General features: G+C 38.1%; 27 protein-coding genes and 1 other annotated feature. Of the genes, 12 read left to right on the forward strand and 15 right to left on the reverse strand.

From position 1 onward, the window contains the following. Window positions 1-131: 131 nt before the first annotated feature. From RRV45_RS18060 to RRV45_RS18070, 3 genes are all read right to left on the reverse strand, one after another. The gene (locus RRV45_RS18060) at window positions 132-1,715 is read right to left on the reverse strand and encodes a PucR family transcriptional regulator (protein ID WP_315666045.1); all 1,584 of its coding nucleotides are present in this window, start codon (window positions 1,713-1,715) and stop codon (window positions 132-134) included. A 379-nt stretch (window positions 1,716-2,094) separates the two neighbouring features. After that, the gene (locus RRV45_RS18065) at window positions 2,095-2,616 is read right to left on the reverse strand and encodes a superoxide dismutase family protein (RefSeq protein WP_315666046.1); all 522 of its coding nucleotides are present in this window, start codon (window positions 2,614-2,616) and stop codon (window positions 2,095-2,097) included. Window positions 2,617-2,763: 147 nt separating this feature from the next. Beyond that, window positions 2,764-2,976, reverse strand: coding sequence for a hypothetical protein (locus tag RRV45_RS18070; protein ID WP_315666047.1), 213 nt, complete (start codon window positions 2,974-2,976; stop codon window positions 2,764-2,766). 389 nt (window positions 2,977-3,365) lie between these two features. Between RRV45_RS18070 and RRV45_RS18075 the strand changes: the two genes are divergently transcribed. Beyond that, window positions 3,366-3,746: a kinase-associated lipoprotein B gene (locus tag RRV45_RS18075; protein ID WP_315666048.1), complete on the forward strand. Its 381-nt coding sequence runs from the start codon at window positions 3,366-3,368 to the stop codon at window positions 3,744-3,746. 40 nt (window positions 3,747-3,786) lie between these two features. On the opposite strand, the gene kapD is transcribed toward RRV45_RS18075, so the two are convergent. Further along, on the reverse strand, window positions 3,787-4,407 hold the full coding sequence (gene kapD, locus RRV45_RS18080) for a 3'-5' exonuclease KapD (RefSeq protein ID WP_315666049.1): 621 nt from the start codon (window positions 4,405-4,407) through the stop codon (window positions 3,787-3,789). A gap of 325 nt (window positions 4,408-4,732) precedes the next feature. Here kapD and RRV45_RS18085 point away from each other — a divergent pair, with 325 nt between their 5' ends. Next, a complete protein-coding gene (locus RRV45_RS18085; protein ID WP_315666050.1) occupies window positions 4,733-6,595 on the forward strand; it encodes a transglycosylase domain-containing protein in 1,863 nt (620 codons plus the stop codon). 36 nt (window positions 6,596-6,631) lie between these two features. Here RRV45_RS18085 and RRV45_RS18090 read toward each other — a convergent pair whose 3' ends face one another. Then, entirely contained in the window at window positions 6,632-7,189 is a 558-nt protein-coding gene (locus RRV45_RS18090; RefSeq protein WP_315666051.1) for a DUF5366 family protein, read from the reverse strand. A gap of 246 nt (window positions 7,190-7,435) precedes the next feature. Next, window positions 7,436-7,702, reverse strand: a complete 267-nt coding sequence (locus RRV45_RS18095; RefSeq protein WP_315666052.1) for a hypothetical protein — start codon at window positions 7,700-7,702, stop codon at window positions 7,436-7,438. Window positions 7,703-8,132: 430 nt separating this feature from the next. On the opposite strand from RRV45_RS18095, the gene RRV45_RS18100 reads away from it, so the two are divergent. The 8 genes from RRV45_RS18100 to mnhG all read left to right on the forward strand — a co-directional run bounded on the left by RRV45_RS18100 (window position 8,133) and on the right by mnhG (window position 14,978). Continuing rightward, window positions 8,133-9,149, forward strand: a complete 1,017-nt coding sequence (locus RRV45_RS18100; protein ID WP_315666053.1) for a DUF1646 family protein — start codon at window positions 8,133-8,135, stop codon at window positions 9,147-9,149. Window positions 9,150-9,260: 111 nt separating this feature from the next. Next, window positions 9,261-11,648, forward strand: a complete 2,388-nt coding sequence (locus tag RRV45_RS18105) for a Na+/H+ antiporter subunit A (RefSeq protein ID WP_315666054.1) — start codon at window positions 9,261-9,263, stop codon at window positions 11,646-11,648. Continuing rightward, a complete protein-coding gene (locus RRV45_RS18110; RefSeq protein WP_315666055.1) occupies window positions 11,635-12,057 on the forward strand; it encodes a Na(+)/H(+) antiporter subunit B in 423 nt (140 codons plus the stop codon). The genes RRV45_RS18105 and RRV45_RS18110 overlap by 14 nt, the downstream gene beginning before the upstream one ends. Beyond that, entirely contained in the window at window positions 12,057-12,398 is a 342-nt protein-coding gene (locus RRV45_RS18115; RefSeq protein ID WP_315666056.1) for a Na(+)/H(+) antiporter subunit C, read from the forward strand. The genes RRV45_RS18110 and RRV45_RS18115 overlap by 1 nt, the downstream gene beginning before the upstream one ends. Next, window positions 12,391-13,872: a Na+/H+ antiporter subunit D gene (locus RRV45_RS18120; RefSeq protein ID WP_315666057.1), complete on the forward strand. Its 1,482-nt coding sequence runs from the start codon at window positions 12,391-12,393 to the stop codon at window positions 13,870-13,872. The genes RRV45_RS18115 and RRV45_RS18120 overlap by 8 nt, the downstream gene beginning before the upstream one ends. Window positions 13,873-13,877: 5 nt before the next feature. Beyond that, complete coding sequence (locus RRV45_RS18125; protein WP_315666058.1) at window positions 13,878-14,354, forward strand: Na+/H+ antiporter subunit E; 477 nt, start codon at window positions 13,878-13,880, stop codon at window positions 14,352-14,354. Then, window positions 14,354-14,638 carry a Na(+)/H(+) antiporter subunit F1 gene (locus RRV45_RS18130; protein ID WP_315666059.1) on the forward strand — a complete coding sequence of 95 codons (285 nt, stop codon included), beginning with the start codon at window positions 14,354-14,356 and terminating at the stop codon, window positions 14,636-14,638. The genes RRV45_RS18125 and RRV45_RS18130 overlap by 1 nt, the downstream gene beginning before the upstream one ends. After that, entirely contained in the window at window positions 14,622-14,978 is a 357-nt protein-coding gene (gene mnhG, locus RRV45_RS18135; RefSeq protein ID WP_315669080.1) for a monovalent cation/H(+) antiporter subunit G, read from the forward strand. The genes RRV45_RS18130 and mnhG overlap by 17 nt, the downstream gene beginning before the upstream one ends. Window positions 14,979-15,090: 112 nt before the next feature. Here the strand turns inward: mnhG and RRV45_RS18140 are convergent, their stop codons facing one another. From RRV45_RS18140 to RRV45_RS18155, 4 genes are all read right to left on the reverse strand, one after another. After that, window positions 15,091-15,900, reverse strand: coding sequence for a protein phosphatase 2C domain-containing protein (locus tag RRV45_RS18140; protein ID WP_315666060.1), 810 nt, complete (start codon window positions 15,898-15,900; stop codon window positions 15,091-15,093). Continuing rightward, window positions 15,893-16,348 carry an HIT family protein gene (locus RRV45_RS18145; RefSeq protein WP_315666061.1) on the reverse strand — a complete coding sequence of 152 codons (456 nt, stop codon included), beginning with the start codon at window positions 16,346-16,348 and terminating at the stop codon, window positions 15,893-15,895. Before RRV45_RS18145 ends, RRV45_RS18140 begins: the two co-directional genes overlap by 8 nt. Before the next feature lie 258 nt (window positions 16,349-16,606). Next, entirely contained in the window at window positions 16,607-17,044 is a 438-nt protein-coding gene (locus tag RRV45_RS18150; RefSeq protein ID WP_315666062.1) for a GNAT family N-acetyltransferase, read from the reverse strand. Window positions 17,045-17,108: 64 nt separating this feature from the next. Next, complete coding sequence (locus RRV45_RS18155) at window positions 17,109-17,492, reverse strand: hotdog fold thioesterase (protein ID WP_315666063.1); 384 nt, start codon at window positions 17,490-17,492, stop codon at window positions 17,109-17,111. A gap of 130 nt (window positions 17,493-17,622) precedes the next feature. On the opposite strand from RRV45_RS18155, the gene RRV45_RS18160 reads away from it, so the two are divergent. Further along, window positions 17,623-18,009 (forward strand): hypothetical protein, encoded by a 387-nt coding sequence (locus RRV45_RS18160; protein WP_315666064.1) that lies wholly within the window; start codon window positions 17,623-17,625, stop codon window positions 18,007-18,009. Between the two features lie 140 nt (window positions 18,010-18,149). Here the strand turns inward: RRV45_RS18160 and RRV45_RS18165 are convergent, their stop codons facing one another. From RRV45_RS18165 to ald, 3 genes are all read right to left on the reverse strand, one after another. Then, window positions 18,150-18,371 carry a hypothetical protein gene (locus RRV45_RS18165; RefSeq protein WP_315666065.1) on the reverse strand — a complete coding sequence of 74 codons (222 nt, stop codon included), beginning with the start codon at window positions 18,369-18,371 and terminating at the stop codon, window positions 18,150-18,152. A 262-nt stretch (window positions 18,372-18,633) separates the two neighbouring features. Further along, a complete protein-coding gene (proS, locus tag RRV45_RS18170) occupies window positions 18,634-20,064 on the reverse strand; it encodes a proline--tRNA ligase (RefSeq protein ID WP_315666066.1) in 1,431 nt (476 codons plus the stop codon). 111 nt (window positions 20,065-20,175) lie between these two features. Next, window positions 20,176-20,390: a binding site (T-box leader), on the reverse strand. Between the two features lie 104 nt (window positions 20,391-20,494). After that, window positions 20,495-21,610, reverse strand: coding sequence for an alanine dehydrogenase (ald, locus tag RRV45_RS18175; RefSeq protein WP_315666067.1), 1,116 nt, complete (start codon window positions 21,608-21,610; stop codon window positions 20,495-20,497). A gap of 284 nt (window positions 21,611-21,894) precedes the next feature. Between ald and RRV45_RS18180 the strand changes: the two genes are divergently transcribed. Continuing rightward, window positions 21,895-22,422 (forward strand): MerR family transcriptional regulator, encoded by a 528-nt coding sequence (locus RRV45_RS18180; protein ID WP_315666068.1) that lies wholly within the window; start codon window positions 21,895-21,897, stop codon window positions 22,420-22,422. Between the two features lie 97 nt (window positions 22,423-22,519). Here the strand turns inward: RRV45_RS18180 and RRV45_RS18185 are convergent, their stop codons facing one another. Together RRV45_RS18185 and RRV45_RS18190 are read right to left on the reverse strand one after the other, a co-directional pair. Beyond that, complete coding sequence (locus RRV45_RS18185) at window positions 22,520-24,019, reverse strand: leucyl aminopeptidase (RefSeq protein ID WP_315666069.1); 1,500 nt, start codon at window positions 24,017-24,019, stop codon at window positions 22,520-22,522. Window positions 24,020-24,079: 60 nt separating this feature from the next. After that, window positions 24,080-24,457: a DUF309 domain-containing protein gene (locus RRV45_RS18190; protein ID WP_315666070.1), complete on the reverse strand. Its 378-nt coding sequence runs from the start codon at window positions 24,455-24,457 to the stop codon at window positions 24,080-24,082. Between the last annotated feature and the right edge of the window lie 43 nt (window positions 24,458-24,500).

Here is a 24,500-nt window from a genome sequence, read left to right on the forward strand (position 1 = left end):
GATGAAAGCTCCGGATCAGAGCTCCTTTAAAAGAAACGAATTTAGCGAAATAAAAGGAATGAACATCTAATAAAGAATCAAACCGCAAGCAATAATCACTGAAGATTCAAAACCTTTGATTTAAAATCCTGCTACTTGAGACTTTCCAAGTCTGTAGTCTGGAAGTTAGATTGAGTTGCAAGCAGCATTAATTCAACAGCAAGGCGCTTAGGTGGAAGCATATAATCACTTCCTATTAAACTTTCAATTTTGGATAAGCGATGATATAAAGTTTGGCGGACAATAAATAGCTTCTTTGCAGTCTCGTTTTTCAGACAATTACATTGCAGATAAACTTGTAATGTTACAATTAGTTGTCCATTATTTTTTGCATCGTAATCATAGAGGGGCTTTAAATAATTTTTAGCTAAATCCATAATTGCTTTGTTTTTTTGAATTTGAAGAACTAATTGATGTATGTAAAGATCTTCATAAAAATAAGATAGCTGAAGAGCGTTTTTGCGGATTAATAAAGTATCACGTGCAGTTTCACAGCTTTGATGGACTAATTTATAATCATTCATAATCTGCCCAACGGCAGTAGTGACCGATAGATTTATATAATTATTATTCTTTCTAAAGTTTCTGATTTTCTCAATGCAGTCTATAATACGCTGTTTTGTATCATGTCCATATATATCTGCAATAACATAAATCAGCCTTTGATTTTCTTCTAATAAAAATAAAACGAACCCTTTATTTTCAAAAATGTTGCGGGAGTATAATTTATAATAATTTAAATCATATTCTTTTTTTGTATTCATTATTTGATCGATTAATACAAAGTAAGAGCAATTTAATAAATTATGAAAACCCTGTTCCTGTAAGAAGTTAGTAATCACAGAATCTTCAACTGTTCCATCTAACCAAGACTCCAGTAATAGACGGGAGTGAATGTTTTGTTTCTCTTCTATATATAGACTGCGCAGCAAATATTGCGATAACGCAGTAACAGTTCGATCCAGTATTAATAATTCAAACTCATTTATTGTTCGATTATTCGTGAAAATACAAACTTCTCCATAGCTTTCCTCTAATATATTTACTTCACATTTGGCAAATTGACTTCCTTCCCCTTTCTGTTCATATTTGTCCCTTAAGTTCTTATATACTTCATGTTTTTCATTTGGAATAAATAATGGCTGCTGCCCATTAATAATAAATGCGACGTTAATGTTTAAATATTTGTAAAGCTTCATTAAGATATGTTCATAATGTGTAATTTTCAATGTTAATTTGTTTATTTCTTGTGAATAATTTTCAAGCCGTTTGATCATTTCATACTGTTGATTTATTAACATACTATGTATTTCTTGTGTTATTTCAATAAATGGAACTATTTCATTAAACACAATAATCGGTAAATTATGTCGATTAGCCAACTCAATTACATTCTTTGGAACAGATTGAATATGTTCAACAAGTTCAATACATAAGGCAGCTGCTTCTTTTGTGATGAGCTGTTTTACAAATTTAAATAGATTCTCTTCCGATATTAGTTGTATTCCCGTTGTTAATATTAATTCATTTCCCTTAATTAATGTCCCTATCTCTTTCGTTTCTAGTATATGAACCCACTTAATAGTATTCAACATCCCGCCATGACCAGCTACCACTTTGACATTTTGGAAATGGTTTCTATCAAATAAATCTTGAACGGTAAGCGAATAAGACATATTTTCCCCTCCCCGGAGTTTATCATGTTTTATACAGAGAATATAACATAATGTAAAACGTCAAAGGGAACTTCTTTACTTTATATTATATAAGGCTGTTAAAAAGCAATGTAATATTTTTATAGATTTATTTATGTCAGGGAGGATGAGTAAATGCCTCCGATCCTATATTAATAAACAGCTTTTTTAAAACTGCAAACATTAACGCACCTTAATTGCCAATACCCCAATTAGTTCAATTGAAGAGCCGCTACATAAATTTGATGCCACTTTTAAAAAGACTAAAGACGGACAATTTCTTTATATTTAAATGTGCGAATTATCCATTCTTAGCTTTTGAAAAAGACCTTTCCCATTATCCGGAAAGGTCTTATTTATTCTATTTTTTCTTATCCTTAGAAATAGACCCACACGCAATCCGATCACCGGAATCACCTGCCGGCTGTGTCATTCCGTCATCCTTGCCATCATGAATCACAATAGAGGTTCCGTCTTTCGTTAATAATGATTGTTTCCCTTCCTTAAGTGAAACTTGTGGAGCCATAATCTCATCCTTTACCTTTCCATCCTCCCCTACAATAAGGTTGGGAAGGTCACCAGCATGGGCCCCTTTAGGGTGAAGCAGACCGTGCTCCTTTTCTTCAGGATTAAAATGATTTCCCGCGGACTTGAAATCCGGGGGTTCACATTTCGAGTTTTCATGAATATGCATAGCATGCTCACCTGGAGGCAAGCCCTCCAAATTCAAAGTTAGTTTGACCCCTTTTGCCTGCTCCTCCAAGTTGATCGTTCCCAAAGAGTCTCCAACAGCATTAAACATTTCAACATCCAAATTTCTGATATTTTCTTCTCCACACCCTGTTAAAATAAAAAATGGGAGTAATAACCAAGCTTTTTTCATGTTAAATAAACTCCTATCAAACAAATTCTTCCACTAGTATCACCATATACGCCCTTTGATAAACAAATAAACGGCAGGTCAATCCATTTCAAATTTAATCGAAAAAAATAACCAAATCATAGTCGATTTGGTTATTCCCTACTTTTATTAAATTTTCTCGTCAGTGCTATTCACTTGGTTCATAATTCGATCCTCAAGTTCCTTCGCCTTGACCGCTTCACGTTTTGAAATCCGTAAAATGAATCGAAAGGTTAAAACGCATAAGATAAAGAAAATCGTAAAGCTGATGGCAGCAGGAAAATATTCTGATTTATCTTGAGGGAAATATAGAAACGTGGACATAACATACCATTGCAACATATCAACTATCCTTTCTGCAAAAATGCAGTGGTTCAATAATTAATTATAACAACATTAACGGCATGTTCCAACATTTTTGCCATAGGAAGGAATCTCCTTATTTTTAACAAGCTTCTCACTTTCAGGAAAAATCCCCCCCCAATTACATAATTGACTCAAGCATTCACCCGAAATGTCCATAATAGCTTCGATGACGGACATTTTGACTCAAGAATACAACTGAAATGTCCGTTATAGCCTCGATGACGGACATTTTGGCTCAAGAATACACCTGAATTGTCCGTCATAACCTGAAGGACGGACATTTATCTATATCTTTTTACTTTGTTTTTCCAATGAGGTGAGCCATAATGAATATACTAAGATCTATTAGGAAAGGAGAATTTTGTATGGGAGATTTAACCGTTGGTGATAAAGTAACAGCAATTTATAAAACTGGAAAATATATTGGAGAAATTACAGACATTCGGCCGCAGCACTTTCTTGTTCGAGTTCTAGCAGTGGCTAAACACCCGATGCAGGGTGATTTACATAATCCTAAAGATGCAAATGTTCAAATGTTTCATGAACGCCGTGCTTTAGCGTATCGGGAACAAACAAATGTTCCTAAACAAATGGTTAAACCTTTTGACGGCGAAGTCCCTGAATTTACAGCTTCTTTAAGAGAAGCATTAGATAAAATGAAACAGGACCTTCTAGAAGATGCCTCCCCTTGGGCAGAGCGCAGCTTAAGCAATATTGAAGCGCTAGAGAAGGATTATTTTAAATAAAAAACAAAAGCCAAATCGTTTCATATGCGATTTGGCTTTTTTATGCAAATTTATTTAATAGCTTGGAAAAATCTACCCGGTCCCCGATCGTAGTCGGTTCAGGCTTTCCAAGGTATTTCTTATCTTTTTCTACTAATCTGAAAATATTATAAGTAGTCATGGCATCATCGAGAGCACGATGATGTTTTCCGGTGCCTTCCTTGCCATATTCCTGGACGGCCTTCCATAATCCTGTTTGATTCTGATCACCAAAAAAACGTTTGTATTCCATTGATAAATCCACTTCCTTCCCTTTAAAAGGAAAAGGAATGCCAACCTGTTGACAATTATTTCGAAGAACCCTCATATCCATATTCCCCCATGTAATGATAGGACATGGCTGGTTTCCACTCATTTCCTTCATCTTTTTGACCAGTTCTATAAAGGAAATCCCTTGATCTACCTGCTCTTGTGAAATATGAAGGAATGATTTACACCGTTCTGATAACTTTGGAAAGCGAACTGGAGAAACGAAGGAAGAAAATTGATCAAGAATTTGGTCATTGGTTACTGAAACAATTCCGGCTTCAATAATTTCTGGATAGAAGCCTTTGTATCTGCCATTCTTTTCAGGCATGGTAAATTCAAAGTCAATAAATAAATAACGACACTCTTCCCCCATGTTTACACCTTCTTTCTTAAGAAATGCGGAAGCGCCTTGATCAGCCCCGACAAGCATAAGACAAGCCGGCTGGAAGGTTGTTCTTTAACCTTCTTGACGGATTGGCTTATGACCTCGAGGGGCTAGGCGCTGGAGCTAGACAGTTCTCTAACTCGAGATAACTTTTTACCTTCCTAATTGAAATAAACGCACGTCATTTCCACTATTATACCATGGAATTTTTTAATTTTTCTGGGTAATTTCATTTTTAAAGAATTTTTATTTGTGTGATTCTGCTGTAGAATAGAGTTGAAAATCGGTAAGTGCTTTAGGAGGGAGATGGGCATTGCGTACATTAACCGGATATTTGATCATAGCTGCCTTGGTTCCTTGCTTCCTTTTGCTTATTTTTGCATCTGGTTCTGAAATAACCAAGGTAAAAAGCTTTCACCACGTATTAGAAGAAAAAATCAATATTAAGGAGATATCCTTGTCGCAAGCCTCCTATATGAAAGCACAGAACGGCACCATTATTTCGGAAATTCATCGACCGTATAACCGAATAAACCTGGAATTTACGGAGATTCCTCCCTTCCTAATTCAATTATTTATCGTTTCTGAGGATCAGCATTTTTACGATCATGTTGGCTTTGATTTAACATCCATTGGACGTGCCTTGGCGATTAATATGAAGTCAAATGAGATTGAACAAGGGGCAAGCACCATTACGCAGCAACTGGCAAGAAACCTTTTTCTTAACAATGAAAAATCCTATAACCGCAAACTTAGCGAGCTTCTTTACTCTTATGAGATTGAACGGAAATATACAAAGGAAGAAATTCTAAAGCTATATATAAATGCCATCTATTTTCAAAATGGAGCCTATGGCATTGAAGCTGCCTCCGAGCTTTATTTTCAAAAAAAGACGAAGGAGCTTTCGAAAGCAGAGCTTGCATTTTTGGCTGCAATCCCAAATAATCCTTCTCTTTATAATCCGGTAAATAACTTTGAGCAGACGAAAGAGAGACAGGAAAGATTAATCGATCAACTCAGCAATCACCAAGTGATCACAGCACAGGAAGGGGAGAAAATCAAAAGTGAACCTATACTATTAAGTATGAAGGAACGAACTGATTTATTTCCTGACTACGTTACATATGCAGAGGCCGAGCTAAAGGAATTGATCGGGCTGCAGGAAGGATTTACGAGTAAATTATTATCAGCTAAAACGGAGAAAGAGAAAAATGAACTGGATATAAAGCTCGATAAACGGCTGGAGGAAGTTGTAGCATCAGGCATTATTATTGAGACAGCCCTGGATACAGCTATCCAAAATCGCGCAAAAAATGCGGTCACTCGAAACTTGCCCTACCCTGAAATCCAGGGGGCTGCAGCAGTCATAGATCATGAAACCCATCAGCTTGTTGCACTTGTAGGGGGAAAGGAATACAAGAAACATGATTTTAATAGAGGATTTCAAGCCTACCGGCAGCCAGGCTCTGCGATCAAGCCACTCCTTGTCTATGCACCTTATTTCGAAAGAACGCATGCATCATTAGGGAAAAAAATTAATGCAAATTCCTTTTGTAAAAATGGTTATTGCCCGCAAAATTATGGAGGCGGCCAATATGGCACCGTCACGTTAGAACAGGCATTTATACACTCTTATAATACTCCTGCTGTTAGAATCTTAGATACTATCGGAATTTCAAATGGATTTAAAGACCTAGCAAACTTTCATTTCCGCATGGTGTCTAAATCCGATTATACTCTAGCTGCAGCAATTGGGGGATTTTCATACGGGATGACTCCACTTGAGCTTACGTCAGCTTATACAGTGTTTGCCAATGACGGTCAGTATCAGTCTGCAAGAGCCATTAAAAAGGTAACGAATACGAATGGCGAGCTTCTCTATAGCTGGAGTGATCCAAAGATTCAGGTGTGGAACAAGGATACGACTGACAAGGTGAGACAGCTACTGAGAAAAACGGTTCAAAACGGGACGGCACGAAAAGCCTATTTATCTACCGGATATTCAGGTGGAAAAACAGGAACAACAAATGATTATAAAGATTATTGGTTTATCGGATTAACTGATCAATACACTGCTGGCGTATGGGTTGGAAAGGATATGCCCGAAAATATTGCTTATCTGGAATCAGCTGCCCCTCAGCAGCATATTTGGAAGGAAATAATGTCAGAACACTGAAGAGGCCTCCTTTCTCATGAATGGGGCCCTTCTCTTTTATATTGGTAAGCTTGCGATAAGGCTGTTATACACCTTAACAATAAGGTAGATAACACCAGAAATAAAACTAGACCAGAAAAGCACCTGGAAAAAGATAAGTCCGACAAGATCCAGATAAGATAAAGATGAGCTGACCTTGTAGACAAAATACAAGAAGTAAAGAGCCGTTGTAGCTGCAAAAATAACGCCAATCCCAATAAAGCTGTTCATACTTATTAATGATAAGAAGCTTCCCACAAAGAATATTACTGCCCCGCTCCGAATTTGCTTCAAGCTATCCCCTTCTGAGTCTTTAGAAAAGAATAAAAGAGATAGCTCGTTTATTGTATCCGCAATCAGCTTCAAAGCAGAAAATACCATAAAAAATAAAAGCAAAAGAAGAATAATCAGCGAAAGCTTAATCCCGCCATCTGAAAAAAACTCCAACATTCCTGTGTAGATTCCAGATTTCTTAAGAAATTCAATTAAAACCTTTTCAACCCTTATCGAAAGAGAAAGACTAAACAAAATGATGGAAAGGAGCGGAAAATAGCTCATAAAGTATGTATTTCTCATGTATTCACCTTCGCTTAGTTCCTTCTAAACAGACTGCACAAGGAACGATTCTTCATCCTTCATTATTACGGAACCCATGCATTTAGACAATAGCAGGAATTTTACAATATTCATAATTAAATAGATTTCCGTACATTCTTAAATTAACAGGCATCCATTTAGTACAAGATTCATTGAATCATATCATTAAGAAAGGAAGATTCACCTCAATGTATATGGAGGAATAGCTAGGAGGATGAGTCTATCTCATCCTCCTACTTTATCTACTGGCTTAATCCTGATATACTCCCTTGGACCAAAAGGCTTATTATTAAAATACTTTCCTGGACCAAAAGGTTTGGTCTTATCCTCATTCACTCCATTATTGAGATTGCTAATTGGAAGTGTATTAAAATTTCCTTCTGGATATAAAAGTGGATCATTGATGTGCCGCTCTCCGTTACCATTTATTAACCATGCACTTATAAAGAGGATGATGAAGATTAAACATGAAGTGAAAATTTTTCTAGTCAAAATTGCACACCACCTTAAAATCTAGGATGTGTATTCTTTAGGAGAATTATTCACGCAACAAAATAATGAATAAAAAACACACTGAAATCTCTTGATTTTATTTTGTTTCCGAGTAATGAAAGAATGATTTTCAGCAGATCAATTCCAAGTTTAAACTCCCAAATACTGCTAATTTTCCCTAGGTAATTTCCCCCTGCTTAATAAAAAGCTAAGCATTTTATTAAATTTTTTTCCTCTTTTAGACCTGTTTCTACCTATTTAATAATTTTTTAATAAAAAATAGAATATTGAAAATCCACGCAAAAAATGTCGATATTCATGATATAATATAAAAGAAAAATGTCCATCGGCTGGTTTTAGGTATTCTCAAAAGTGGTCCCTTAGTCTATTTAATCGGATATACTATAATAGAATAGGATTGACAAACCTTATGATACTAGGATTAACAATTATCTTAATATTAGTATTATTTTTGCCGTTCACGGTGAAAAAAGTAGAACATAATCTGGAAGCCTTTTTGTTTATTATGGGTTTAGCGGCAGCTGCTATTAGCCAAGTTTTAGATGGTGCTTTATTTATCAAAGCACTCGAAGATCCTATTCATATTACTTTCGCAGTTCTGATAGCTGGTTTAGTATTTAGATGGTGCCAAAGCCCTATTGAAAAAGGAATTCTCGGATTAAGCAATATGATGCCGCTTCGCTTGTTTTTAGCATTAGTTACGGTCATACTAGGATTAATTTCAAGTGTGATTACCGCAATCATTGCAGCGATTGTTCTAGTCGTAATTGTAAGTGTCATTCGTCTGGACAGAAAATCTGAGGTAAGACTCGTTGTACTAGCCTGCTTCTCCATTGGCCTTGGTGCTGCTTTGACCCCAATCGGTGAACCGCTTTCAACCATTGCCATCAGCAAATTAAATGAGGAATTTTTTTATTTATTTAAACTTATTGGTGTCGATGTCATTGTAGCAATCCTTATCTTTGGCATGCTAACAGCAGTCATCATTAAGCCTCAAAAAGGGGTAAAAGGATTAAATGGCTCCCTCGAAAAAGAGAGCTATAAAGAAATTTTCATCCGTGCTCTTAAAATTTATCTTTTTGTCATGGGATTGACCCTCCTAGGTGCCGGGTTTGAACCTTTTATTGAAAAATATTTACTAGGCCTTAACCCGCTTATCCTATATTGGATCAATATGATTTCAGCGATTCTGGATAATGCCACACTTGCAGCTGCAGAAATTAGTCCATCCATGGACGAACCAACGATTAAGGCGATTCTGCTTGGACTTATGATTAGCGGTGGTATGTTAATTCCTGGGAACATCCCCAATATTATCTCTGCCGGAAAATTGAATATAACGAGTAAAGAATGGGCCCAATTTGGCGTTCCTGTTGGTTTAATTACAATGGTAGCTTATTTTTTTGTCATTCTTGTTATTGGCTAGGAAAAGCTTTAAACATAATATGAAAGTTAAAATGGGGTGACGAAATCCTCTAGCCATTATGATAAATGGTATGGATTACGTCACCTTTTTACAGTATAAGGGGGTTTTGTTTTGTCACTGCTTCATTTGGCTATACTATCACCATTTCTGCTTGCCATCCTTGTGCCTATTCTGTACAAGTTCTTTAGGCAAGTCCATACGGGTTGGTTTGTTCTTCCGTTACCAATCCTTTTGTTCAGCTATTTCCTTTCGTTTCTATCCATTCAGGAGCCTATCGTAAAATCGGTTCCTTGGATCCCGGCTCTTGGAGTTGACTTTGTTGCGAAGCTGGATGGGCTAGGATTATTATTTGCCTTGCTTATTACAGGGATTGGCTCATTAGTCGTTTTATATTCCGTTTATTATTTAGAGAAGGATAAAGAGAAGCTGAATACCTTCTACGTATACTTATTGCTTTTCATGGGAGCGATGCTCGGAGTTGTTCTATCGGATAACTTAATTGTTCTGTATACGTTCTGGGAATTTACAAGCTTTTCATCCTTCTTATTAATCGGATACTGGTATCATAAAGAAAGATCTAGATATGGCGCCCAAAAATCGATGATTATCACTGTATTTGGCGGTTTGTCTATGCTTGGAGGAATTATTCTCCTCTACATTATGACTGGTACCTTTAGTATTTCTGAAATCGCCGAATTGGCACCTGCTATTTCTGGTCATGCCCTCTTTATTCCTGCTTTGCTTTGTTTCTTATTAGGTGCATTTACAAAGTCAGCACAATTTCCTTTTCATATCTGGCTGCCAGACGCAATGGAAGCACCTACACCGGTTAGTGCTTATCTACATTCAGCAACTATGGTAAAGGCAGGGATTTATTTAGTTGCGAGAATGAGTCCAGTTTTTGCTGAACAAGGGCTTTGGCTATGGCTAGTCGCGGGCTTTGGGATTGTCACTTTATTCTGGGGTTCCTTTAATGCGGTGAAACAGACCGATCTTAAAGCGATTCTTGCTTTCTCAACGGTCAGTCAGCTAGGAATGATCATGTCCCTTCTTGGAATTGGAGCAGCTGCTCTACATTTCGATGGCAGTAATAAAGATTACTTTGCTGCAGCTACGACAGCAGCGGTGTTCCATTTAATCAACCATGCAACCTTTAAAGGAAGTCTGTTTATGGTTGCCGGTATTGTCGACCACGAAACTGGCACCCGGGATATCCGCAAACTGGGCGGTCTTATGAATTTTATGCCGATTACGTTTACATTAGCGATCATTGGCACATTTTCAATGGCAGGACTGCCTCCATTTAACGGTTTCTTAAGTAAAGAGATGTTCTTTACAGGTATGATTCGTGTAATTGAATTAGATATTTTTAATTTAGAAACATGGGGAATTTTATTCCCGGTTATTGCCTGGATTGCAAGTGTTTTTACTTTCCTGTACAGCATGGTTTTGGTCATTAAAACCTTCACAGGAAAATACCAGCCTGAGAAGCTTGAGAAAAAGCCGCATGAAGCCCCAATGGGAATGCTTATTTCTCCTATTGTTCTAGCTTCATTAGTAATCATCTTTGGCTTCTTCCCAAATATTTTGTCGAATAGTCTAATAGCACCAGCTATTAGTGCCATTATGCCTGGCAATAAAGCTGATGTTGAAATTTCATTCTGGCATGGTTTTACACCAGAACTATTTATGACAATAGGTGTGATTGCATTTGGAATACTTCTTTTCATCACACTTCCAAGGTGGAGAAGAATGTATGATTTCTTCCCGAAAAAGCTGACTCTAAATCGTCTTTATGACAACAGCTTAGAGGTAGCTCAAAAAGGCTCATACAGCATAACGAAAACATTCATGAACGGATCGATCCGTACGTATCTCGTCTATATCTTTGCTTTTTTCATTATCATCCTAGCAAGTACTCTTGCGATTAAAGATGCCTTTAAGCTGGATACAAGTAATGTTTCTTCAGTTGGCTTCTATGAAGTATTGCTAGCTCTTGCAATTGTAGTTGCCGCCATTAGCATCTTATTTGCTAAGTCCCGATTAACCTCAATTATTTTGCTGGGATCAGTCGGTTATACGGTATCTCTATTCTTTGTTTTATTTAGAGCACCTGATTTAGCTTTGACTCAGCTCGTAATCGAAACGATATCTGTTGCTCTATTCCTTCTATGCTTCTACCACTTGCCGAAGAATAGCAAGAACGAGGAACGAATTGGGTTTAAGTTGACAAATGCAATTGTTTCGATTGGAGTCGGTGCCATTGTTACCCTAATTGCCTTGTCCGCTCATAGCAATAAGGTGTTCGATTCAATCGCTCAATACTATGTAGAAAACACGTATACAGAAGCAGCTGGGAAAAATATGGTTAACGTAATCTTAGTCGATTTCCGTGGGTTTGATACGATGTTTGAAATTACGGTTTTAGCAATTGCAGCACTCGGGATTACAACGATGATTAAATTGCGGAAAGGAGGAAAGAAGAATGAAAACAAATGACCTTATTCTGCAAACCACAACAAAAGTAGTATTGTTTATCATTATTCTTTTCTCAATTTTCATTTTTTTCAAAGGGCATTACACACCTGGTGGAGGCTTCGTTGGAGGGTTATTAACCTCCGGAGCGATTGTTCTGCTCCTGCTTGCTTTTGATATGAAAACAGTGGCGCAAATATTGCCGATTAATTATATGTTTATGACAGCAACTGGACTGCTTTTTGCGGGCTCTACAGGGGCTGGAGCGTTATTTTTCGATGTGCCTTTTCTTACCCATGCATTTGGAGATGTCCACCTTCCTATCCTTGGAGAGGTAGCACTTCATACTGCAACATTATTTGATCTTGGTGTTTTCTTAGTAGTTGTCGGTGTAACGATGACCATTATTCAAACAATAGGGGAGGATGAATAATGGAAATAGTAATGTCTATTGTAATTGGTGTTTTGTTTATGTCCGCCACTTATCTAATGCTTTCGAAAAGCTTGCTGAGAATTATTGTAGGGACTGGGCTATTAAGTCATGGTGCCCATCTTCTCATTCTTACGATGGGCGGGTTAAAGCGCGGAACTGTCCCACTGCTTGGGGAAGAAGCAAGCTCCTATACTGATCCGATTCCACAGGCTTTGATTTTAACAGCGATCGTTATTAGCTTTGGGGTAACCGCCTTTTTCTTGGTGCTTGCCTACCGAGCTTATAAAGAACTAGGAACGGATAATATGGAAAGATTGAGAGGGACTGAAGGAAATGATTAACTTTTTGATATTACCGATACTTATTCCATTTCTTGCAGGAATCCTATTAATCTTTGTTGCCAAGAACGTTCTGCTTCAGCGCTGGATTGCTGGTATTTTTGGCCTCATAGCCATTGTCGTTTCAGCATTACTTGTTCAGAAGGTCAGAACAGATGGAATTCAGACACTTGATGTTTCAAACTGGAAAGCGCCATTCGGAATTACACTTGTTTCGGACATGCTTTCTGCCTTACTAGTATTAACAACTAGTATTATCCTTTTTGCTTGCGTGCTATTTTCTTTCAAATCTATTGAAAAAGAGCAAGAGAGATATTATTTCTATGCAGCAATGAATTTCTTGGCAGTTGGTGTGATTGGTGCCTTTACAACAGGTGATATTTTTAACCTTTTCGTCTTTTTCGAGGTATTGCTCATGTCTTCCTATGTGCTGCTCGTCCATGGCGGATCGAAAATCCAATTGCGTGAGTCGTTGAAATATATATTGGTAAATGTGATTTCATCAGCATTATTTGTTATTTCTGTTGCTTATTTATATTCAGTTGTGGGAACTTTGAATATGGCTCATATTTCTGCCCGTTTGGGTGAAATTGGCCAATCTGGCCTCATTACTGTAATTGCTGTTCTATTTTTAATTGTGTTTGGATTAAAGGGAGCCATTTTTCCAATGTTTTTCTGGCTGCCAGGCGCCTATAATGCACCGCCTGCACCAATTATGGCACTCTTTGGTGCACTGCTGACGAAAGTCGGTGTGTATTCGATTATGCGAACCTACACATTATTCTTTTTAGATGATCAGGGCTATACACATCAGCTTCTTAGTATTCTTGCGATATTGACAGTTATTGTCGGTGTGATTGGTGCCATTGCCTATTCAGATATTAAGAAAATCATTATTTATAATATTATTGTGGCGGTAGGAGTCATTCTGTTCGGAGTTTCAGCCATGAATCCAGAATCATTAGCAGGCTCCGTTTTCTATCTCATTCATGACATGATTATTAAAGCAGCACTTTTCCTGCTTATCGGGATCATTATTGCCATTACAGGGACAAGCGATTTAAGGAAAATAAGCGGATTGATCAAACGTTATCCAGGCTTCGGCTGGACCTTCTTTATTGCAGCCCTAGCCCTTGCCGGCATTCCGCCATTCAGCGGATTTATCGGAAAGATTTTAATCGTTCAGGGTGGTTTTAAGGCTGAGGATTATTGGGGTTCAGGCATTGTTTTAATGTCCAGCCTGCTCGTTTTATTTTCAATCATGAAAATCTTTATTAATGGCTTTTGGGGAACACCTAAGAGCTTTGAGGGTGAAGAGAAGGTTCCAGTGCGCAAGCTTCTCATTGCACCGGTCATTCTTGTGGCACTTTCGGTTCTTTATGGTGCGGGATCTGAATTTGTATACCCGTATATCTCACAGGCTGCTGAAACACTAAGTAATCCAAGTATCTACATTGAAGCAGTCTTAAAGGAGTAGTGAGTATGGCCTTTCAAATATTATTAAATGTGTTTCTAGGGTTTCTATGGATGTTTTTCACGGTGTCCTACGAGCCGGTTACCTTCTTAAAAGGCTATCTATTCGGGATTGTGATTATTTTCTCATTCAGAAGGTTTTTCCAGTCCCGCTTCTACCTTTTAAGAGTGTATGCGGTTATCAAGCTTACTCTTATCTTTATTAGGGAGTTAATCCTTTCCAATATCTCTGTAGTTAAGCTTGTATTAAAACCAAAACTTAATATTCGTCCTGGAATTTTTGCCTTGCCAATCATTTTGGAAAAAGATTGGGAAATCACCATTCTTGCCAATTTAATTACGTTAACACCAGGTACACTAGTTGTCGATATATCAGAGGACAATAAGCTCCTTTATATTCATGCTGTTGATATTGACGATGTTGAGGATGCGATTGTCTCGATTAAGGATTCATTCGAAAAAGCGATATTGGAGGTGAGCCGATAATGATTGAAACGATCGTCAAAATTGCTGTTCTTTGCATAGCGGTTGCTATCCTCGCCTTATTATATCGAGTGATTAAAGGGCCTTCGATTCCAGACCGAATCGTTGCCCTTGATGCTATTGGCGTCAACCTTGTTGCTGTTGTTGCTTTAGCCTCTATTTTTATGAAGACAAATGCGTTTTTGGAGATTATTTTGCTCATTGGAATCCTCTCCTTTATCGGCACAGTTGCCTTCTCCAAATATTTGGAAAAGGGGGTTATCTTTGATCGTGATCGAAATAATTAGAGTTCTCATCGCTTTGTTTATTATCATAGGAGCATTTTTAAGCCTTGTTGCTGCTTTCGGAGTTCTAAGGTTTCCTGATGTATACACAAGAAACCATGCAGCATCTAAGGCGGCCACTTTAGGCGTTATGTCCATTCTTCTTGGGACCTTTCTCTACTTTTATGTTGAAGAAGGTCATTTTAACTCGAGTGTGATTCTTGGAATTTTGTTCATCTTCATGACATCTCCCGTTGCTGGTCACTTAATAAGCCGAGCCTCATACAACTCAGGTGTCAAGCTATGGGATAAGAGTGTACAGGATGATTTGAAAATGGTGGCTAAGGCGAAAGAGAAGAAATAATTTCAAATTTCACAAGCAAATTGAACTGTTTCGCAAATAAGCCATCTCGTATTACAAATAAACCGCCCAGTTTCGCAATAGAATTTGCGGATGGGCGGTTTCATTTATTTTTTTACATACTAGGCAGGGTAGCATCCGATTCAATTTCTACAAACCAGGATATGATTGTTGTACTGTCACGAACATTCTTTTCTTGAATTTCCTGTAACAATTGCTTTACACCACCATCATTTGAATATATCTCAAATGATTTTAATATTTCTTTAGGATTTTTAAAATCAGTATTTGGACATTCAATCAGCCCGTCAGTTGTAAGAAACAAATGATTTTTCCCTTTCCTCAGTTCTTTTCTACCTTCACAGTAGCAGGGAACAGGTAAATCGAATGTATTCACTCGCCCAACCCATTCATAGAAACTTCTATGATTTTGCTGATATTCGTTTAAAACAGATAATTCTGGATGAAAGAGATAAAGTACACAGTCACCAATAGATAGCCACCAAAGAAACTTCCCTTTCCTCACGGCAAACAAGCAAGCAGTCTCTCCCTGAATATTTTGACAAGCCTCTTTGAACCTTTTGCTTTTGAATATAGTTAATATTAGTTCACTTATTCTATCAAAGGATTCGTTAATAGACAGAGATAAAATGTTCTTTATGACTTCTTTCTGGGTTTCAAAAGCGGAAATAACAAATTCTGCACTCTCAGCCGTTTGATGGGCGTCTAGGAGGATAACAAATTCCCAATCCTTTTTTTCATCCACCCAAATAACACATCCATCTTCGTTCTTAATCTGACCCGCTGCCTTATTTCCTCCAAAACGCCCTAAGACAATATGCTGGAGCTTATGAATATTTATTTTATCAATAAAATTCTCTTGGCTTCCAACCCAACTAAATTCATATACACCTGGCTTATTCAAAAGAATTCATCTCTAAAAAAGACTTTATTCTATTGCATACAGCTATTACCTCGCTATTATCACCCATTCGAGCATTTGGAGAATCATATACAGCAAATGGCCCCCAATATTCTTCAGGCGTGCCAGGGTAACGGGCGACAAGATGCATATGCAAATGCGGAACTGCATTACCAGAAACAACAGCGTAAATATGCTCAGCTTCTTCAGTTTCTTTAAGAGCTTTACTCACTCTCGCCATCATCATCCCAAAAGCTTTAGCTTCATCTGGATTCATTTCTGCCAGAGTAGGAACATGTCTCTTTAAATCGATCATAAGATGTCCTAAATAATTGGGTTTCCCATCACTATCAATGTGTCCCACATATACATACTCGTCCTCATAAATCTGAACTCCGGATGATTGCAGTTCTCCCTTATGCTTTCTACAGATAAAACAAGTTTCACTCATTTCTATCTCTCCCTAAAAATAATAAAAAAGCCCTACGCCTCATAATGAGGCGGCAGGCTGACTCTAGTGTAGTAGCTCATGGAAAACTTTAGCTTATCGTATAATCATTAAAATATTCTGTCAACTAAAAATACATGCATGAAAAATGGAGATGATCGGATATGAAGGGCTGGCGGCGTTTTGCCGGCAGCCTTAATACTTTGAAGAAAATAACCCATTTTTGTTGAGTTTTATGTATCGTTTCAGAGTATCTTTGTATTATAACGAAAAATAATAAAAATAATTTGTTTCTTTGATAAAGCCTAGTTTTTCATATAGCTTTTGTGCTCCAAAGTTATCTGTAGCTGTCTCAAGGAGAACACCTTTAGCACCTGTTTCTTCTGCAAATGCAATAGCTTTCTTCATTAAATTCTCGCCTAAGCCTTTTCCGCGTACACTTTCTTTTACATACAGATCATTTAGCACCCATAACCGTTTCATGCTTACCGATGAAAATGACGGATATAATTGAACAAAACCAACAGGATTTTCATCTTCAAAAGCTATAAAAATAACTGAATCCTCACTAGTTAATCTTTCCTTAATGAATTCTCTCGCACCTTCAATGTCTGAGTTTTGCTTATAAAAAATCCTATACAAATCAAAAAGTTCCGTTACAGATTCCAGGTCATTTAAGGTTGCTTTTACGATACTCATATTTTAATATCTCCCCTTAAATTTCATAGATTATTTGTGTTTGAAAATTCAGCCCTATCGTTTTCTATTTCTTTTTTATAACTGCCATTGTACACCTTGATACACAAATAAGTTTGTCATTTTCATCGACAATTTTAATATCCCAAACCATTGTCGTTCTTCCTTGATGAAGAACAGCAGCAATGGCAGTAACCTTTCCATCTCGTTTTGCTCTTATATGGTTGGCGTTTATTTCTAGCCCCGCAACTGATTCCGTTTCATGATCGACCAGTTCGTATGCACCAATGCTTGCTACAGTTTCTGCAAGGGCCACAGAGGCTCCTCCATGCAGCACGCCAAACGGCTGTCTTGTTCGCTCATCAACAGGCATGGTGGCTACAACCTTCCCTTTTTCAAGTGAGATGATTTCTATCCCCAGTGCTTCAATCAATGTATTTTTCAGATTCATATATGTTCTCCCCTTTACGCCTTTTACTATTATAAATATAACAGAGTTTTCATCCATTATCATTCTGAAAGAAACACAGGAAAAGCTTTCTTCGCATATATAGGATTAAAAAGAAAGGGGGCCATTTGGAATGACTCCCTATTTTACTTATGGACAAAATTTTTATTGTACTACATCTAATCAATTTTCCTATTACCCTTTCTACGGTATGCCCAATCGGCAATATCCAACTGTAGACCCGGCGACCTTCATGAGCTCTGCAAAGGATATGGAGAATATTATGAGAGACGTCAGCCTATTATTAACAAAGATGGCTTCTTCCAGAACCTTTTCATTTCAATTAATGAGTGCGGCACAAGCATCACAGCAGGACAAGGTTAGTACAATAATTAAATCAACTGGAATCAAACATATCCCAAAAGTTAGATACACACCAGATGGATTGGTCTTAGAGTTTGAATCAGCCAATCAACTTCAAAACTGCTGTAGTTTATTATTAAAGTTAAGATGGAAGTAAGGGAATATTCCCAATTGAGCGGCATGGACTTGGAGAAAACAGGGGGTATTACTCATTTTTTTAGCAGTCCCTTTAGGCCATAAAGAAAAGCTCTCTTAATGAGAGCTTTGATTTTTAGATTATACAGGATTCCAAACATTTTAATAATATGGCGGGAATCCAGAACCGCCATACGGTCCATATGGTCCATAGGCTCCATAGGGTCCAGGTCCATACGGCCCATACGGTACGAACGGTGGATAAATCGGGCGCGGATAAAATAATGCACTTCCGACTAAACCACCAAGTAAGCCGCCTATAAATGGAGCAGCGAAGAAGAATCCTCTCTCCCCGCGGTACGGTCTTCCTCTATAATAATACATATTGGGTAACCTCCTAATTTTTTTACCTACACTACTTAATATGCAATTTCTGCAACTTTGAGTGGGCTTCTATTAGGTTAAGGAGAAACTGAAAAGAGTAAGACACTATTCGTAACCTCGGGAAGTGGCTTAAGCTGGAATCCAATTTCACTTCTGATGACCGCGAACACTGATTTTATGCCGGAGCGGGCATCTAACTCCACTTCTGGTGACCCTCCCAGCCGAATTTTCTCAAACACGGTCAACATGAAGCACTTTTTTATTAATAAGCCTTCGCCCAATAAACTAGCTCCTTCGCTTCACGTCCACAGCAGACGCACTCAGATGAAACAACTTCTTGTTCAAATGGGATACATCTTGAAGTAACGCTTGTTTCTTCTTTAATTTTTTCTTCACATTCAAGCTCTCCGCACCACATTGCTTTTACGAACCCTGATTTATTAGCGAATGTATCTTTGAATTCATCATAAGTTGTAGCAACATATGTTTTTTGTTCGCGAAGCTCTTTTGCTTTATTATATAGATTTTGTTGAATGTCATCTAAAATCTCTGTTAGCTTTGTCTCTAATTGATCCATGCTAACAATCAATTTTTCCCCAGTATCGCGGCGAGCAAGTACGACTTGGTTATTTTCGATATCCTTCGGGCCAACCTCTAAACGAAGTGGAACACCTTTCATTTCATATTCATTAAATTTCCAGCCTGGCTTTTTATCGCTTGCATCAATGCCCACACGTGCAAGCTTAGAAAGCTTCTCTTTTAAGTCATAGGCAAAATCAAGAACGCCTTCTTTATGTTGAGCAATTGGAACAATCATCACTTGTGTTGGAGCGGCTTTTGGCGGAATCACAAGTCCTCTGTCATCTCCATGGACCATGATCATGGCTCCAATGATGCGGGTCGTTAATCCCCATGATGTTTGATGTACATATTGCTGTTTTCCTTCTTTATCTAAATATTGAATGTCAAACGCTTTCGCAAATCCATCTCCTAAATGATGAGATGTTCCAGATTGCAGTGCCTTTCCATCATGCATTAAGCTTTCAATTGTGTACGTAAACTTAGCTCCTGCAAACTTTTCTTTATCAGTCTTTCTGCCCCTTACCACTGGTATAGCGAGGATATTTTCGCAAAGATCCGTATATACATCGAGCATTTGCTTTGTTTCTTCATGTGCGTCTTCATCCGTTGCATGACAAGTATGACCTTCTTGCCACTGGAATTCCATCGTACGCAGGAACGGTCTTGTTGTTTTTTCCCATCTCACAACGTTTGCCCATTGATTGTATAACTTTGGCAGATCACGATAAGAGTGGATAATATTACTATAATGCTCACAGAAAAGAACTTCAGATGTAGGGCGAACAACTAAACGTTCTGTCAGCTCCTCTGATCCCCCGTGCGTTACCCAAGCTACCTCTGGAGCAAATCCTTCAACATGGTCTTTCTCCTTTTGAAGCAGGCTTTCTGGAATAAATAGCGGCATATACACATTTTCATGACCTGTATCTTTAATGCGCTGATCCAGTTCATTCTTAATATTCTCCCATAATGCATAACCGTAAGGGCGCATAATCATACATCCGCGCACACTTGAATAGTCGATTAAATCTGCCTTCGTTACAACATCTGTGTACCACTGGGCAAAATCATCATCCATTGCTGTAATATCTTTAACAAATTCTTTAGCCATTTTTTACACCTCTTTTTAATTTTGAGAGACAAGGGGACGGTTCTGATGTCTCATTTAGCTGAGACACTAGAACCGTCTCCCTATCCCTTATTAAAAAAAGCTATACTTCAAATTAGGGACCAATGCATGGCGGTACCACCCTAATTTAAAGCATAGCTTTACTCTCGAATCATGATAACGGATTTGGGCCCGCTTGTATCTTCATTAATATCCGATACAGAACTCAGAGGCAGGTTCAAGTGGCCGTTTATAGAAGCCTTTCAGCAAATGGCTTCCTCTCTAAGATAAACTAGAATCACTTTACTAATCCTCGTCAATGTATTTACTCTATTTTTGGAAATTATATAAATAAAACGATCTAATGTCAAATTTAATGATGAACCCCCTCAGCCACTGGGCCAAAGGGGTAACATTCATTTCTTAATATATCTTAGTTTTCGAAAGCTTGATCAACAGACACATACTCGTAGCCAAGGTCTTTAGCAACTGCTTGGTAAGTAACATGTCCGTTAAGAACGTTAACACCAAGCTTTAACGATGCGTTGTCTTCAACTGCTTTCTTAACACCTTTGTTAGCAATTTGTAAAGCATAGTTGATTGTAACGTTTGTAAGTGCAATTGTAGAAGTTCTAGGAACAGCACCAGGCATGTTAGCAACAGCATAGTGAACAACGCCGTGCTTTTCATATGTTGGGTTGTCATGAGTTGTAATATGGTCAACTGTTTCGAAGATTCCGCCTTGGTCAACAGCCACGTCAATAACAACTGAACCAGGAGCCATTGTCTTAACCATTTCTTCAGTTACTAATTTAGGAGCTTTAGCACCTGGAATTAGAACAGCACCAACTACAAGGTCACTTTCTTTAACTGCTTGAGCAATGTTGAATGGGTTAGACATTAATGTTTGGATACTGTTGCCGAAAATATCATCTAATTGGCGAAGACGCTCAGGGCTAAGGTCGATAATTGTAACTTGAGCACCAAGACCGATTGCCATTTTCGCAGCATTAATACCAACTACTCCACCGCCGACAATTGTAACTTTTCCGCGTGATACGCCTGGAACTCCTGCAAGAAGGATTCCTTTTCCGCCGTTTGTCTTTTGTAAGAATTGTGCGCCAATTTGAGTTGCCATACGGCCAGCAACTTCACTCATTGGTGTAAGCAATGGCAATGTACGATTCACTTCTACTGTTTCATATGCAATCGCAGTAACGCCTGTTTCTATTAAAGCTTTAGCTAATTCAGGCTCAGCTGCTAAGTGTAAATAAGTGAATAATACTAATCCCTTACGGAAATATGTATATTCAGACTCAAGCGGTTCTTTAACCTTCATAACCATTTCTGCAGCCCATGCTTCAGCAGCTGTAGGAACGATTTCGGCTCCAACCTCTTTATAATCTTCGTTTGTGAAGCCGCTTCCAAGGCCTGCATCTGATTCTACTAATACTTGATGACCCGCTTTAACAAGTGTATATACACTAGCTGGTGTTGCAGCCACACGGTTTTCATTGTTTTTTATTTCTTTTGGTACCCCAATAATCATAGAAAATATTCCCCTTTCCTAACATTCAAAAAATTATAAGCACCTTAAGTATAATAACTGAATTCAGATTAATCAACATTATTCGAGCACTTGTAATTAATTCGTTAGTTTTTGCAGTATTCCGATAACTACTTACTTTAAATCACCCTTTATCCATTAATAGATAATGATAAAAATGATGTAGCATCTCCACTTTCTTTGCCGAATATAAACTAGTTTTGTCATATGGGAAGGAGTTTATTTTTATTGGAAGAATTCATAAATTAATGAAGGAGGGGATCAGTGTGAATACAAGTGCTGTTGCAAAGTTGTTAGGGGTTTCGCCAAGCACAGTACAGCGTTGGGTAAGACAGCTGGGGCTCCAAATGGAACGGAACGAGCTTGGTCATTATTTGTTCAAGGAAGAAGATATTCAAATGCTTAAACACGTTCAAGATCAGCTTAATAAAGGGATTATTCTGCAGAATGTAACTGTAAGCGAAGGGAAGCCAAGGAAAGGAAGTATAAAAACAACCGTGAATATCAGTGACAAATCTACTGAAAAGCTACTGGAGAAAGTCGAGCTGCTGGAACAAAGATTAAACGGGAAAGCGGATGATGTGGTAACCTATCAGCTGCTGCAGCACCGCCGTGAGATTGAGGATCTCCAAGGCATTATTAAGAATTTAACTGAACGGATCGAAACACTTGAAAATAAGCAGAGCAGTCTAAAAAAAGGGCTGCCCCCAGAAAGTCTATTAATATTTGATAAAGAAAAGCCCAAAGAAAAATTAAAAAGAAAAAATATTATTACATCCCTTTTTGGATTTTAGGTTAAGCGAAAGAATCGCTTAACCTATTCATTAAAAAAGGAGACTCGGGTCAAGGGAACATTCCTTGACCCATTTCCATTCAGACTGGAGAAGTGTCCTATACTTCAAATCTTTCAACAAGCAGAGCCAGTGTACGTACCATTACGCCTGTTGCACCGGATGGGCCAAGATTATGTTCTTTGCGAGTCGTTGCTGTTCCAGCGATGTCAAGGTGCACCCAAGGTGTACCTTCAGCAAATTCTCCCACAAACCCTCCTCCCATAATTGCATGTCCTTCTCGTCCTGGAGAGTTATTTAAATCAGCAATCTTGCTGCTTCTTATTCTTTGTTTATCCTTTTCAAACAACGGGAGTCTCCAGATAGGCTCTCCTGCTTCATATGATGCTTCAAGTACTTGTTCCCATAGTGCTTCATTATTAGTTAAGGCACCTGTCGTTTCATTTCCGAGAGCAACAATGACTCCTCCCGTTAATGTCGCAACATCCACTAAATAGTTAGCCCCATGAAACTTCGCATACGTTACCGCGTCTGCTAAAGCAAGGCGGCCTTCAGCATCTGTATTTAGCACTTCAATCGTTTTGCCGCTCATAGAGGTGATGACATCATCAGGCTTAAGCGCATTTCCGCTAATCATGTTGTCAGTTGAAGGGATAACCGCGACAACATTCTGTTCTGGCCTAAGCTCACCTATAATTTCCATAGCTCCAAGAACAGCAGCGGCACCGCCCATATCCGATTTCATGCCAACAATTCCATCTTTAGGCTTAATTGAATAGCCTCCTGTATCGAATGTAATACCTTTTCCGACTAAACCAATGACGTCCTTCCATTCTTCTTTCCCTTGATATTTGAGGACAATCATTTTAGGAGGTTCAACAGAGCCTTGGTTAACTGCTAATAAAGCTCCCATGCCGAGCTTAAGCATATCTTCCTTTTCAAGGATTTCTGCTTCAAAGTCATATTTAGCCGCTAATTCTAAAGCATAGTTGGCCATATCTGTAGCAGTCAGCATATTGCCCGGCAGATTAACAAGAGTCCGGGCTGAATTCGTTGCTTTACCATATGTATAGCCGACCGTTAAAGCTGCTTTAATTTCCTCTTCCTCTAAAGAATCGCTATATACAGTAACGTGCTCAATGGCTTTTTCAGGCTCATTCGATTTTTGTTTATAGCCTGCGAAGGAATACGTTGATAATGTAAGTGCTTCACCTACAGCGTGTGCTGCATCTAATGCATCTACATTCTCGTTTACTAATGATGGGAGAAGCACTGCTGCATCCAGAAGCTTATCTGCTTTTACAGCTTTAAACGTTTTCCCAAGCGCCTCACGCAAACTTTCAAAGCTATAATCAGTTTCGCGGCCAAGACCGACCACATATAATCTTTTTGCCCCGATTTTCCCAAATGTATGTACTTTTGAAACAGCCTTCTTCTTAGCAGATAAATCACCGTTTCTGACAAGATCTGTTAATTGGCCGCCAAATTCATTGTCCAGACTCGAAAGAACTCCATCGAATTTATTGGGCTTTTCGAAAATTCCAAGGATGAGGCATTCATGTTCTTTTGCATAATTTAATTCCTTTAATACTGTAAACATATTTCCACCTCCATATTTGATGCTCTCATTATAGCGAAAAAAGGAAATTATTTCGACTATCTAATCATTTAATAACAGTATTAATTGTGGTAATTTGGGAAGAGTACCAACTTCTTCAAAGGGAACTCTATCAATATCCTGTGGAAAAAGTGCAAGACATTTCTCAATAAATGAATAGACCTGTTCAAGATCAATCCCCCAATGCATTGGGCGATAATCCTGTAAATAATCATGTGCGGCCTTCATCATAAGCCTTGCACCTTTAATATTGCCGTATTCATAATGATAAATCGCTACACTCATTTGCAGCAGCCCTTTAAAAAATAAATTTCCCTTATCAGTCATCCACATTTCTTCAAGAAGATCATGGCAAGTATAGTAATCCCCTTCGTTAAACTTGATAAAAAACTCATAATATTCTAGTGGGTAATCCTGCATTCGAATCACTCCCTTGTAAGAGATTTACATAAACTATACATTT

This window comes from Bacillus sp. DTU_2020_1000418_1_SI_GHA_SEK_038 (assembly GCF_032341175.1).
GTDB lineage: Bacteria > Bacillota > Bacilli > Bacillales > Cytobacillaceae > Cytobacillus.

Excerpts from the sequence above, each read along its gene's own strand:
- kapD (WP_315666049.1), bottom strand. The coding sequence starts at position 4,407 with ATGGGGGAAGAGTGTCGTTATTTATTTATTGACTTTGAATTTACCATG.
- RRV45_RS18110 (WP_315666055.1), top strand. The coding sequence starts at position 11,635 with ATGAAAACAAATGACCTTATTCTGCAAACCACAACAAAAGTAGTATTG.
- RRV45_RS18150 (WP_315666062.1), bottom strand. The coding sequence starts at position 17,044 with ATGAGTATCGTAAAAGCAACCTTAAATGACCTGGAATCTGTAACGGAA.
- RRV45_RS18075 (WP_315666048.1), top strand. The coding sequence starts at position 3,366 with ATGGGAGATTTAACCGTTGGTGATAAAGTAACAGCAATTTATAAAACT.
- RRV45_RS18190 (WP_315666070.1), bottom strand. The coding sequence starts at position 24,457 with ATGCAGGATTACCCACTAGAATATTATGAGTTTTTTATCAAGTTTAAC.
- RRV45_RS18160 (WP_315666064.1), top strand. The coding sequence starts at position 17,623 with ATGACTCCCTATTTTACTTATGGACAAAATTTTTATTGTACTACATCT.
- RRV45_RS18125 (WP_315666058.1), top strand. The coding sequence starts at position 13,878 with ATGGCCTTTCAAATATTATTAAATGTGTTTCTAGGGTTTCTATGGATG.
- RRV45_RS18100 (WP_315666053.1), top strand. The coding sequence starts at position 8,133 with ATGATACTAGGATTAACAATTATCTTAATATTAGTATTATTTTTGCCG.
- RRV45_RS18090 (WP_315666051.1), bottom strand. The coding sequence starts at position 7,189 with ATGAGAAATACATACTTTATGAGCTATTTTCCGCTCCTTTCCATCATT.
- ald (WP_315666067.1), bottom strand. The coding sequence starts at position 21,610 with ATGATTATTGGGGTACCAAAAGAAATAAAAAACAATGAAAACCGTGTG.
- RRV45_RS18070 (WP_315666047.1), bottom strand. The coding sequence starts at position 2,976 with ATGTTGCAATGGTATGTTATGTCCACGTTTCTATATTTCCCTCAAGAT.
- RRV45_RS18120 (WP_315666057.1), top strand. The coding sequence starts at position 12,391 with ATGATTAACTTTTTGATATTACCGATACTTATTCCATTTCTTGCAGGA.
- RRV45_RS18145 (WP_315666061.1), bottom strand. The coding sequence starts at position 16,348 with ATGAGTGAAACTTGTTTTATCTGTAGAAAGCATAAGGGAGAACTGCAA.
- RRV45_RS18115 (WP_315666056.1), top strand. The coding sequence starts at position 12,057 with ATGGAAATAGTAATGTCTATTGTAATTGGTGTTTTGTTTATGTCCGCC.
- RRV45_RS18165 (WP_315666065.1), bottom strand. The coding sequence starts at position 18,371 with ATGTATTATTATAGAGGAAGACCGTACCGCGGGGAGAGAGGATTCTTC.
- RRV45_RS18130 (WP_315666059.1), top strand. The coding sequence starts at position 14,354 with ATGATTGAAACGATCGTCAAAATTGCTGTTCTTTGCATAGCGGTTGCT.
- proS (WP_315666066.1), bottom strand. The coding sequence starts at position 20,064 with ATGGCTAAAGAATTTGTTAAAGATATTACAGCAATGGATGATGATTTT.
- RRV45_RS18060 (WP_315666045.1), bottom strand. The coding sequence starts at position 1,715 with ATGTCTTATTCGCTTACCGTTCAAGATTTATTTGATAGAAACCATTTC.
- RRV45_RS18155 (WP_315666063.1), bottom strand. The coding sequence starts at position 17,492 with ATGAATCTGAAAAATACATTGATTGAAGCACTGGGGATAGAAATCATC.
- RRV45_RS18185 (WP_315666069.1), bottom strand. The coding sequence starts at position 24,019 with ATGTTTACAGTATTAAAGGAATTAAATTATGCAAAAGAACATGAATGC.
- RRV45_RS18065 (WP_315666046.1), bottom strand. The coding sequence starts at position 2,616 with ATGAAAAAAGCTTGGTTATTACTCCCATTTTTTATTTTAACAGGGTGT.